Below are 3,263 nucleotides of genomic sequence, written 5' to 3' on the forward strand. Positions count from 1 at the left end.
CCTCCAGGCTGCCCGCCGTCACCGTACGTCGCCTCATTCGACGATGATCTCCTCGAACACGATGGTCACGGACTCGGTGGCCGCGGCGGACTCGCCGGCTTTGAGGGAGGGCCCCTCCCACTTGGAGGCCCACCCGTTCATCAGCTGGATGCGGCGGACGGTCTCGCCCGTGGAGTCCTTGATCTCGATGGTGAGGTTCTGCCGAGCGGTGTCGACGGCCCCGTTGTTCAGGGTCTCCTTGATCCACTTGGTGAACTCGCTGCTCTTGTCGAGTCCCCGGGTGATCGTGACCTCGCCGGCCTGGCGGGCGCCGGGCTGCTTGCGGATGATCTGCTTGCCGTCCTTGCTGACCTGACGGACCTCGACGACCTCCTCCTCGACGGTCAGGCCGCTGATCTCCTGGATCGACTCGACCAGGTAGCCACCGAGCTGCACGCCGAAGATATGGGTGGAAAGAGCATCGCCCTCTGCCATGACTGTCTGTCACCTTTCCTTGTTGCTCGTCCCGGCGGTCCCGGGGTTGGCGGACCCTCAGGTCACTCGTCGATGAGGCTGGTGCTGTCGGAGAACTGCGCCAGCCGGAACACCACGAACTCGGCCGGCTTGACCGGCGCCACGCCGATCTCACAGATCACCCGGCCCTGGTCGATCGATTCCTGGGGGTTGTTGTCCCGGTCGCACTTGACGTAGAACGCCTCCGCGGCCGTCCGGCCGAACAGCGCGCCGCTGCGCCACTCCTCGGTGAGGAACGCGGTGACGTTGCGCCGGATGCTCGACCAGAGCCTGTCGTCGTTCGGCTCGAAAACGACCCACTGGGTGCCCAGGAGGATCGATTCCTCCAGGTAGTTGAAGAGGCGGCGCACGTTCAGGTAGCGCCAGGCCGGATCGGAGGAGAGGGTGCGGGCGCCCCAGATCCGGATGCCCCGGCCGGGGAAGGCCCGCACGCAGTTCACCCCGATCGGGTTGAGGAGGTCCTGCTCGCCCTTGCTCAGGCGCAGTTCCAGGTCGATCGCGCCGCGGATCACCTCGTTGGCGGGGGCCTTGTGCACGCCGCGCTCGGCGTCGCTGCGCGCCCACACGCCGGCGATGTGACCGCTCGGCGGGACGGTCGTGTTGCGCCCGGCGGCCGGGTCGAATACCCGGATCCACGGGTAGTAGAGGGTGGCGTAGCGGGAGTCGTAGCCCGCCTCGTCGTTGCGCCAGGTCCGCACCTGCTGCGCGGAGAGACCGGGCGGGGCGTCCAGGACGGCGACCCGGTCGCCCATCTGCTCGCAGTGCGAGATCACGGCGAGCTGGACGGTGCGCACGCCCTCGGCGTCGATGTCACCGCGCTGGTGGGCGCCCATCAGGTCGGGCACCGCGACCATGGTGATCTCGTCGATGGTCTCCAGGCCGGCGAGCCCGGTGCGGGCCGCCGCGTCGCCGACGTACTCGGCCGGGTCGAGCCGGGCCGCGCCCCGGCCGGCGGTCGGAGCGGCCACGGCCGCCGGGGCGTCGGGCAGGGTCACGGTCTGGCTCGCGGGCCGGCTCTGGGCGCCGCCGCGCTGCTCGGTGACCTCGATCAGTGCCGAGGTGCGGGCCTGGGTGACGAGGTAGCCCTTGACGTTCCTGCGGGCGGACACCTCGAAGGTCTCGGCCACCGTCCCGTCGCGGCGGACCAGCAGCTTGAACCGGTCCTCGGGCGGGTTCTCGCCGTCCGCGTCGGCGATCTCCACCGACACGCCGGTGACGCCGGGCCGGGCCGCCAGCAGGAACCCGCCGAGCTCGACGGGTTCGGCCGCGCGCTGCACGGGGCCCGTGGCGGTGGACGGCGCGGAGCCGTCCCGGTCGGAGCCGCCGACCCGGACGACGTACGCGGCCCCGCCGCCGTTGGCGAAGTACCCGTAGACCGCGTGGGGCAGGTAGGCGCCCTCGGCGAACCCGCCGAAGCTCTGGGAGTACTGGTCCCAGCTGGTGACGAGTGTCGGCTCGTGGAACGGGCCGCTCCGGGCGAACCCGACGAACGCGGCGACAGCTGTGCCGACCCCTTCGATCGGGCGAGCACCGGACTGCACCTCCTCCACGTAGACACCCGGGGTGAGGTACGTCGGCATGCTCGCTCCTTCGCGTCACTGGTATTCGGTGGACTTCGGCCCGGTCGTGCGGACTGGGGACTGCGGGCTGCGGACGGCGGTCCACGGACTCCGCCGCGCCCCGTCCCCAGCCTTTCCGTCGGCCGTCGCCGGTGGGAGGGACCCGGGGACCTGACCGGGGGCAAGTGCGCTGCCCTCCCCGGCCGCCGCGTCGGCCCGTCGGTCGTCACGGCCGCAGCCCCGTCGGTCGCCCCGGCCCGCCGTCCCGGCTCAGACCTTTGTGACCTGGGCCACGTACGGGCCGAACTCGCCCTCCAGCACCAGCCGGCCGAGCTTGCGGTACTCCTGCGCGACGGAGGTCACCGCCTGGGCCATCGTCAGTGGTCCACCCGACTCGGCGGCGAAGTACGCGGCGGTCACCGCGCAGGCCCGGATGGAGCCGCCGGCCAGTTCGAACCGGTCCGCGCAGAAGCCGAGGTCGAGGTCGTCGGCCCGGGGCACCCGGTCGCCCAGACAGCGGTCCCACAGGGCGAGGCGCTGGGCGGCGTCGGGCACCGGGAAGTCCGCGATCACGTCCAGGCGGCGGGTGAACGCCTCGTCCAGGTTGGCGCGCAGGTTGGTGGTCAGGACGGCGATGCCGTCGAAGGACTCCATCCGCTGGAGCAGGTACGCCGACTCCATGTTGGCGTGCCGGTCGTGGGCGTCCTTGACCTCCGAACGCTTGCCGAAGATCGCGTCCGCCTCGTCGAACAGCAGCACCGCGTTGACGGCCGAGGCCTCGGTGAAGATCCGCTCCAGGTTCTTCTCGGTCTCACCGACGTACTTGTCGACCACCGTGGAGAGGTCCACCACGTACAGGTCCATGCCCAGGTCGGCCGCCACCACCTCGGCCGACATCGTCTTTCCGGTACCGGACGCACCCGCGAACAGCGCGATCACCCCGCGCCCGCGCCCGCCACCGGGCCGCATGCCCCACTGCCCGAGCACCTGCTCGCGGTGGCGGGCGCGCACCGCGAGCTCCCGCAGGCTGCGGTGGGTGGGGGTGGTGAGCGGGCTGCGCACGGTGCGTCCGACGTCGGAGCCGAGGCTGCCGGACGCCGAGGAGATCCGGGAGTTCCCCGAGCCGTTCGGCACACGACGAGATCGACGAGGCGTCGGGGCGGAAGTCGTACCCGCTGACGTGATGCGGGG

3 protein-coding genes are annotated in these 3,263 nt (G+C 71.5%); all 3 read right to left on the reverse strand.

Annotated elements, in window-relative coordinates:
• Nucleotides 1–33: 33 nt before the first annotated feature.
• Nucleotides 34–474, reverse strand: coding sequence for a phage tail protein (locus ACFC1F_RS42930; protein ID WP_148648195.1), 441 nt, complete (start codon nucleotides 472–474; stop codon nucleotides 34–36).
• Between the two features lie 62 nt (nucleotides 475–536).
• The gene (locus ACFC1F_RS42935; RefSeq protein ID WP_376167227.1) at nucleotides 537–2,093 is read right to left on the reverse strand and encodes a phage tail sheath family protein; all 1,557 of its coding nucleotides are present in this window, start codon (nucleotides 2,091–2,093) and stop codon (nucleotides 537–539) included.
• 249 nt (nucleotides 2,094–2,342) lie between these two features.
• Nucleotides 2,343–3,263 (reverse strand): ATP-binding protein (locus tag ACFC1F_RS42940; protein WP_376167229.1); only part of this gene is annotated, 921 nt, incomplete at its 5' end.

This window comes from Kitasatospora sp. NPDC056181, assembly GCF_042266225.1.
Taxonomy (GTDB): Bacteria; Actinomycetota; Actinomycetes; order Streptomycetales; family Streptomycetaceae; genus Kitasatospora.